The sequence below is a fragment of the Corynebacterium sp. HMSC11E11 genome (assembly GCF_001807025.1).
In the GTDB taxonomy this organism is placed as follows: domain Bacteria; phylum Actinomycetota; class Actinomycetes; order Mycobacteriales; family Mycobacteriaceae; genus Corynebacterium; species Corynebacterium freneyi.
The window spans coordinates 1-7,912 of the sequence record NZ_KV787110.1; the positions used below are offsets into that span (position 1 = coordinate 1).

A 7,912-nucleotide genomic window follows, 5' to 3' on the forward strand; every position below is an offset into this window, starting at 1 on the left:
CGTGAATCGAATAGGAGGCGCGTGAGATCAGCTGGGCCCGGTGCGTCCGGGTCGCCGCCCGGTCCGCCAGCTCCAGGTAGTGGGCGGCGGCGCCGGCATGGTCGCCGCGGTGTCGGGCGGCCAGCCCGGTGCCCGCCGCGGCCTCGGTCAGCATCGAACGGTGGATGGCGTCGGCGTGTTCGGTGGCCAACTCCAGGTAGTCGTCGGCCGCCGCGGACAGGGCCCCGGCGTCGTCGCGCAGCGCGGCGATGGCCAGTTTCGCCTCCTGCAGCCGCGCCATCTGATCCGGCTGGTCGGCGACGAGCGCGGCGGCCCGGGCGACGGTGCGTTCGGCGGCGGTGGCGTCACCGACGGCGGCTTCCGCCCCGGCGAGGCTGACCAGGGCGGGGCCGAGCAGGTCGCGTCGTTTGCGGGCGGCGCGCACGGCCTGGCGGTAGGCGGCGACGGCGGTGTGCGGGTCGTTGCGGTCGCGCGCCAGGTCGCCGGTGATGAACAACAGGTGGATTTCCCGGTCCTCCGGGTCGGTCGTGTGCCCGGCGATGGCCAGCAGCTCTGCGTGTTCGGCGTCGACCGCGTCGCGTTCGTCGAGGTGGTGCAGCACCGCCAGCCGGGCGGAGCGCAGGGAAAATTCGACGTCGCCGAAGGATTCGCGCGGCAACCCCGAGCGGATGCGATGGCGTTCGAAATGGTCGAGAGCCGAGTCGAGGTGGGCGAGTGCCCCGCGGCCATCACCGGCGAGCATCGCCACGTGGCCGTCGAACAGTCCCAGGCGCATCCGCGCGTCGTCGCGCACCGACGGGTCCGCCGCCGGGTCCGCGTCGAAGGCGTCGGCCATAGCGCGGGCGTCGTCCAGGAGCTCGCGCCACCCGGGTTCACCGCGTTCGAGCAGGGCTTCCGCCCGCGTCAGCAGTGCCCGCAGGCGATGGTGAGCGTCTATTGTGGTCACGGAGGAAACGATCCCATGGAAAGGGCGCGCAAGGTGGTCGACGTCGCCGTCGGGGGGAGACCCCGGACGCTCGTGCTGGCGGAGTGCTGGTCGCGGGCGGCCATCGACGCGCCGGCGTTGTGCAACAAGGCGGGCCAGCCGGTGGCGCGGGCGGTGAAGTGCCTCATCGATCCGTTGATCATCCGGCCCCGGTTGCGCCCGCATTTGGCGGCCCCGCTTCTCGACGACGCGGCCGCCGCGGATCTCACCGCGTTGCTCGCGGACAATCGAGTCCGGCTTTCCGACGCGTCGGCGTGGTTTCTGGAGCTGCGGCGGGCCCGCAGGCGCCGGGGCATCACGGAGGGAAACGCCCAGGAGCTGTACTTTCCCCGGGCCCATGAGTTGGCGGTGATGCGCGGCGCGCCGGGCGACCTCGATGCCGGGGAGGTCGCCGCCGAGTGCGATGCGGTGCTGTCCGAGATTCATTCCGCCGAGGTCACCGCCGCCGACATCGCGGCGCATCTGGCGGCGCCGGGGGTCGCCGACGCGATTGCCGGGCAGCTCGCCGACGAGTGGACGACCGGTGGCGGGCAGCCCGGTGGCGGGGAGACCGGCGCCGATGGGGCGGGGAAGGGAGAGTGCCCGGACGACCCCGATTTCGCCGTCCTCGCCGACGAGACGTGGATGCTTCTCGACGAAGCGGAATCCGCGGCTCCGTCGTGGGACGCGCTGGTGGAGTCGGGGGCGTGCGCGGAGGCGGGGCTGGCCCTGCGGTCGCGGGGCGGGGTGGTCGCCGATTTCCTGGCCGCCTTCGAGTCCCCGGAATCCGACGTGGCGTTGTCGGTCTCGGATCCGTCGGCTCCGCCGCCGCTGGTCGGCGATGGCGGGCGGGTTCTGGATCGTTCGGTGGATTCGCGGTGCCGGTCGGCGCTGCGGCGCATCCGGGAGCATGGCGATGTCGGCGACATCGGCGGCTGGGGGTGCGACGATGGCGGCGACGGCGTGGCGGATTTCGTCGCCGACGAGGTCGCCCGGGTACTCGCGCCGTTCGGCCTTTCGGGGGAGGGCGCGCACATCACGTTCCTCACCGGCATCGCGGTGGCCGCCGGTCTGCAGCCGCTCAACCGCGGGCTGCCCGAGGGGCCGCGCCTGATCCGCGAGTTGCAGGCCCGGCTGCGCAAGGAGGCGTACATCATGCACGTGCGCCGGTTGCTGGTGCAGGGCGGCGCCGTCGATGCGCGTCAGGAGCGGGTGGTCGCGCAGCTCGCCGAGTTCCACGAGCCGTACCTCAACCGCCTGTGGCCGCGGCTTCACGGTCTCGATGTGCTGGGGCGCGAACCCGTCGACGCCGACGAGACCCGCGAGCTGTTGTCCGGGGTGACGCGATCGGTGGTCTACGACCATCGTCAGCTCATCCGCACGGCGTTGGAGGCCGCGGCATGACCGATCGACTCGAGTTCTCCCACGTCGAGGCGCTGCACGTCCTCGGCGAGCCGGTGGCCGGCCCGCCGCCGCTGGTCCAGGCGGTTCAGGCGCGTGGGGCGGTTCTGGAGTGGCAGGTCGGCGGACCTTGCTTTCCGACGCTGACCATCACCGATCCGGCCGAGTGCGACTGGTTGTGGCGGTTGATCGGCGAACGCGGGCATGCCGCCGTCATCGCCCATGCGGCGGGCCCGGCGAAGTTGGCGGAGGGCGCTGCGGCGGTGGCCGTCGACGTGGAGTGGGACGGCGAATTGCTCGCCGATCTGCGGCGCATGGCCCATGGCCACTGGCTGCGGGCGTGGTGGCCGGCCAGCCCCATCGACGGCGTCGCCGCGCTCGACGGGGTGTTGCTGCACGCCGAGTTGGCGCTGTCGGCTGCGGACCTCGACGACGTGCTCGCCGACGGCGCCGATGCCGTCGACGGCCCGGAGCTCGCCGGTCTGCGCGCGCATGCCGAGGGGCTGCGCCAGCGGGCCGGCTCCCTCGACCCGGAGGTCCGCGAGGTGGCGCATGCGGCCCTCGAGCTCATGGAGGAACCCGCACCCGAGCGCAGCGGCATGTGGCGCGACGACTACGCGCTCGTCGCCGGTGGTCGCCGCGACGCCGACGACGACGCCATCGCCGCCGGGACGGCCTCCCATGAGTGGCGGGGCGTTCCGGCCGGGACGCTGGACTCGTCGGAAAGCGCGGTGTCCTGGACCCTGGACGCAGCCGAAACGGTGGAGCTCACCGTGCGCGCCGCATTGGTCGGCGGCGCCGATGCGACGGGCATCGCCGTACACGCGACCGTCGGCGACGTGGACGTGGCCGGACGACTCGACGCCGATGGCGTGGCGGTGCTGACCGTCGACATGGACGCCGCCGACGCCTGGGCGCTCGACGCCAACGACGTCGACGTGCGCGTCGGTGCAGTCGACCCGGCCGGCGATGGGGCCGAAACCCCCGACGTGCGCGACCGGGTACGCGACTTCGCGGCCACCCGCCTGGAACTCGCGCGCGGCACCGCAGAGGCGGCCGAATCGGGTGCGGCGTTCGTCGTCGAAAAGCTCGCGGCGCGCCTGTCGAGGTAAAGGCGAACCCCTCCGACCAGGTCTTTTGTAAACCGGGGACGTGCTTTTCGTGATCGGTAGGCCCCAGGGGCGACATACCTTCAGGTCACCGGCAACGCCACAGAGGCGCCGGGGAAGACACCGGAAGACCACGAAGTCTCCGGCAGACCTGAGGAGAAGAACAATGTCCCGCTCGTTCATCAAGTACGCCGCTTCCGCCGCCACCGTCCTGGCCCTGGGCACCGGCCTCGTCGCCTGCACCGGAGGCGGAGACGCCGCCGAGAAGGCACAGGGCATCGACGCCTCCGGCAACGCCGAATGGAGCGTCACCGTCGACGGCGAAGCCCTCGAGATCACCGACGCCGCAGTCGTCTGCGCCGAGGAGGGCGGCAAGATGAACATCGCCATCGGCTCGCAGAACACCGCCGAGGCCAGCGGCGTCTCCGCGGTGTTCGACTCCGAGAGCCTCACCGTCGAAGCCGTCGGCCTGGGCTCCTTGGAGTCCGGCGAGGCCCTGGCCTACGCGCCGGGCGTGCCGGGCAACGAGGCCACCGCCACCAAGGACGGCGACACGTACGAGATCACCGGCACCGTCACCGCCGCCGACATCAACGACCCCATGGCCGGCCCGACCGAGAAGTCCTTCGAGATGAAGGTCACCTGCCCGTAACCGACGGCGCGACCCCACCGCCCGCGAGCCCGTGCTCGGCGGGCGTCGCGCGTTTAAGGTGGCCACATGCACAGGCTCACGTTCGCCGAGGCCGTCAACGGCTACGTCGGCTGGCACGTCGAGGGCGGAAACCAGGTCGTCCCGCACCCGGACCCCGTGGAGGCGGGGGCGCGGGGCATCGCCGTTCCGGGCCACCCCGGGGCGGTGCGGTTGCGGGCGGAATTCCTCGGACTCGTCCGCGACTCCTTCGACCGGTCGCTGCCGGACCCGGTGGGCGACGAGTCGGAGGAACAGGCGGTGCGGCGGACGCTGCGCGACGGGGCGTTTCGTTCGCCGGGAGACACCGCGACGTATTTCTCCCAGCTCGCGGACGTGTTGCTGCCGCCGGAGCTGCCCGCGCGTCTGGCCGGCCACGACCGCCTGGTCATCGAACCGAGCCCGTCGCTGGCGCGGGTGCCGTGGTCGGCGCTGCGGGTGGGGCCGGAGCGACGGATGCTCGGCGAGCTCATCGACGTGGTCGTCGGCGTGCCGGCGTCGATCACCGTGCAGGCGCGTGCGCCCCATGACGGGGACGGCAGCATCATCGCACTCGATCCGGCGGCGCCGGGCATGCGGCCGGTTCTCGGGCCGGGCGCGGGGGACGGGTCCGCATTGGGGGAGCCGGGGCTGCGGTTGGACGCGGATTGGCTTTACGACGCCTGCGCCACCGCCGAATCATTTCTTTTCGTCGGCCACGTCTCGGCGGCGGGAGCGGAAAAGGCGTCGGGCGAGTCGACGACGATGCACCTGACCACGCCCGTCAGCGCCGGCGATCTGCTGCGCGCGGGATGGCGGGCGCCGAGGCGCGTCGGACTGATCGGCTGCGGCGCCGGCACGGATCTGCGCCATCCCGAACCGTTCGGCCTGGCCATGACGGCGGTGTCCTGCGGCGCGGAGTTGGTCGCGGCGAGCACGTGGACGCTGCCGACGACGGCGGCGTTGGCGGCATTCGTCGAAGAGTACGAAACCCCGGGCGCGGGCGTGGACGTCGGCGGTGACTCGGAAAAGCGCATGGGTGGTGACCTCGGCGGCCGGAACCCCCTGATGGAATTCGCCGTCGCCGTGGCGGAAGCGTTCGCCGATTCCGATCCGGTCCGGCACCTGTTGGATTGGCAGGTCGAGCGGGCCCGCGCCTGGGACGCCGGCGGGCATCCGGCGGACAATCCTGCGATCTGGGCGTCGTTGGCGCTGTTCCTCCGCGACCCGGCGCCGCGCTGAGGGCATGAAAAAGCGGGCGCCGACATGGCGCCCGCTTCTCGATCGGGATGCACGTCCACGCCTGCGCGCACGTGCACCGGCCGATTACATGTACTTGGCGGAGAACTGGCCGTCCTCGTCCTGGGTCCACTGGATGGTGCCGTTGGTGAACGGCTGCTCCCAGCCGCTCTCGATCTCCTTCTCGCCGTCGGTGGGCAGGCCGACCTCGTTGTCCAGGGCACCGTCGGCGTTCCAGGTCTCGCCGATCTTGCCGACGATCGGGTGGGTGCCGCCATCGGGGGAGGAGACGACCCAGCCGTTGTCGAACTCGGCGAGGACGTTGTCGCCGACCTTCTCGGCGGACTTGAACGCGCCCAGGTTCGCGGCCTCGGCGGCCTCGGTGACCTCGCCGGGCAGGTCGGCCTCGGCGACGTCCTCGGAGGCGGCGTCATCGGCGGCGCCCTCATCATCCATGCCCTCGGAGCCCTCGCCCTCGGCGGCGGTCGACTCGCCCGAGTCCTGGCCGGCGGTGGCGTCGTTGACGGCCGACTCGACGGCGTCGGTGGCCTTGTTCGCGTTGTCCTTGGCCTCGTCGGTCGAGCACGCAGCCGCGCCGAGCAGCAGGGTGGCGCCGAAAATCGCGGCGGAAGTGCGGGTGATGGAGGTCTTGCGCATGTCGTTCTCCTGGTCTTGTCGTGGGTGAGGTTCGTAAATTGTCCGGGAGCTTCTCCGCTTTGCGACGGCCACCGGAAAAACGGTGCGCCGCAGGGGCTGCAGAATTGCTCCTCAACCCAGGGTGTACGAGATGCACCATCGGCGCAAGCCATTGTTCCCGGATGGACGCACGATCGTTACCCGTTCGTGTCTCGAGTTCCCCGACCGATACGTCGTCAAGCAACGGCAATCCACGTCACCCCGACGGGGGAATCCACCGACGTCATGGGATGATGGGCAAGGTGCCGGACCACGCCAGCACAAACCTATTTTCCGAAGGAGTCCCGGACGTGTCGAAGGTGAAGTTCTACAGGGGCCAGCAGCTGCCCCTCGAGATGCACAAGGTGCGCATCATCCAGAAGCTGACGCTGCTGCCGATCGAACAGCGGCGCGAGGCGCTGGAAACCGCCGGGTTCAACACCTTCCTGCTGCAAAACGCCGACGTGTTCCTGGACATGCTCACCGACTCCGGCGTCAACGCCATGTCGCAGGACCAGCAGGCCGCGATGCTCATGGCCGACGACGCCTACGCCGGCTCCGCCACCTACACGCGCCTGCACGACAAACTCGTCGAAATCTTCGGCATGGAGTACTTCCTTCCCGCCCACCAGGGCCGGGCCGCGGAGAACATCATCAGCCAGACGATGATCCGCCCGGGCACCCTCATCCCGATGAACTACCACTTCACCACCACCAAGCAGCACATCACCGTCAACGGCGGCGAAGTCGTGGAGCTCATCCGCCCAGAGGGCCTCGAGGTCACCTCCGACCACCCGTTCAAGGGCAACTTCGACGTCGAGGCGCTGCGCGACCTCATCGCCGAACGCGGCGCCGAGGCGATCAGCCACGTGCGCATGGAAGCCGGCACCAACCTCATCGGCGGCCAGCCGTTCTCTCTGGAAAACCTCCGCGAAGTGTCCGAAACCTGCCGCCAGCATTCCCTGCCGCTGGTCCTCGACGCGTCGCTGCTGGCCGACAACCTGCACTTCATCAAGACCCGCGAAGAGGCGTGCAAGGACATGTCGATCCGCGAGATCACCCGGGCCATGGCCGACCTCGTCGACGTGCTGTACTTCTCCGCCCGCAAGCTCGGCTTCGGCCGGGGCGGCGGCATCTGCATCCGCGACGAGGAAACGTACAAGAAGATGCGCGGATACGTCCCCATGTTCGAGGGCTTCCTCACCTACGGCGGCATGTCCGTCCGCGAAATGGAGGCCATCACCGTCGGCCTGGACGAGACCATGGACGAGGACATGATCAACCAGGGCCCGCAGTTCATCGAGTTCATGGTTTCCGAACTCGACCGCCGCAACATCCCGGTGATCACCCCCGCCGGCGGCCTGGGCGCCCACGTCGACGCGATGCGGTTCGTCGACCACATCCCGCAGGAGCAGTACCCGGCCGGCGCGCTGGCCGCCGCCCTGTACCTGGTCTCCGGCGTGCGCGGCATGGAACGCGGCACCATGTCGGAGCAGCGCGACGCCGAAGGCAACGAGCCGCTGGCCGACATGGAGCTGGTCCGCCTGGCCATGCCCCGCCGCGTGTTCACCCTGTCGCAGGTCAACTACGTCATCGACCGCCTCGACTGGCTGTACCAGAACCGCCGCATGATCGGCGGCATGGAATGGGAGGAGGAGCCGGAGATCCTGCGCTTCTTCTACGGCCGCATGCGCCCGAAGCAGGACTGGGTGACGCCGCTGATGGCGAAGTTCCGCGAGGACTTCGGCGACTCGCTGTAGGGGGCGACTCACCGTAGGGCGGGCGGGAGAGAAAATTCCGCGTGCCCCGGTGCGTGGGAGCGGGGGGGGGGTGTCCCTATGTTTTTGTCAAGTGCCA

The 7,912-nt window shown here is 70.5% G+C and carries 7 protein-coding genes; 5 read left to right on the forward strand and 2 right to left on the reverse strand.

What is annotated here, in order from left to right:
* A partial coding sequence (locus HMPREF3121_RS01785; RefSeq protein ID WP_210387241.1) for a hypothetical protein occupies window positions 1–946 on the reverse strand: 946 nt, incomplete at its 3' end.
* Between the two features lie 15 nt (window positions 947–961).
* On the opposite strand from HMPREF3121_RS01785, the gene HMPREF3121_RS01790 reads away from it, so the two are divergent.
* The 4 genes from HMPREF3121_RS01790 (at window position 962) to HMPREF3121_RS01805 (ending at window position 5,383) form a co-directional block, all read left to right on the forward strand.
* Entirely contained in the window at window positions 962–2,368 is a 1,407-nt protein-coding gene (locus tag HMPREF3121_RS01790; protein WP_070519398.1) for a hypothetical protein, read from the forward strand.
* The gene (locus tag HMPREF3121_RS01795) at window positions 2,365–3,477 is read left to right on the forward strand and encodes a hypothetical protein (RefSeq protein WP_070519399.1); all 1,113 of its coding nucleotides are present in this window, start codon (window positions 2,365–2,367) and stop codon (window positions 3,475–3,477) included. Before HMPREF3121_RS01790 ends, HMPREF3121_RS01795 begins: the two co-directional genes overlap by 4 nt.
* Before the next feature lie 163 nt (window positions 3,478–3,640).
* Window positions 3,641–4,126 carry a lipoprotein LpqH gene (locus tag HMPREF3121_RS01800; RefSeq protein WP_070519400.1) on the forward strand — a complete coding sequence of 162 codons (486 nt, stop codon included), beginning with the start codon at window positions 3,641–3,643 and terminating at the stop codon, window positions 4,124–4,126.
* 66 nt (window positions 4,127–4,192) lie between these two features.
* Complete coding sequence (locus HMPREF3121_RS01805) at window positions 4,193–5,383, forward strand: CHAT domain-containing protein (RefSeq protein WP_070519401.1); 1,191 nt, start codon at window positions 4,193–4,195, stop codon at window positions 5,381–5,383.
* A gap of 84 nt (window positions 5,384–5,467) precedes the next feature.
* Here HMPREF3121_RS01805 and HMPREF3121_RS01810 read toward each other — a convergent pair whose 3' ends face one another.
* The gene (locus HMPREF3121_RS01810; RefSeq protein ID WP_070519402.1) at window positions 5,468–6,037 is read right to left on the reverse strand and encodes an LGFP repeat-containing protein; all 570 of its coding nucleotides are present in this window, start codon (window positions 6,035–6,037) and stop codon (window positions 5,468–5,470) included.
* Between the two features lie 329 nt (window positions 6,038–6,366).
* On the opposite strand from HMPREF3121_RS01810, the gene HMPREF3121_RS01815 reads away from it, so the two are divergent.
* Window positions 6,367–7,815, forward strand: a complete 1,449-nt coding sequence (locus HMPREF3121_RS01815) for a tryptophanase (RefSeq protein ID WP_070519403.1) — start codon at window positions 6,367–6,369, stop codon at window positions 7,813–7,815.
* Window positions 7,816–7,912: the final 97 nt, after the last annotated feature.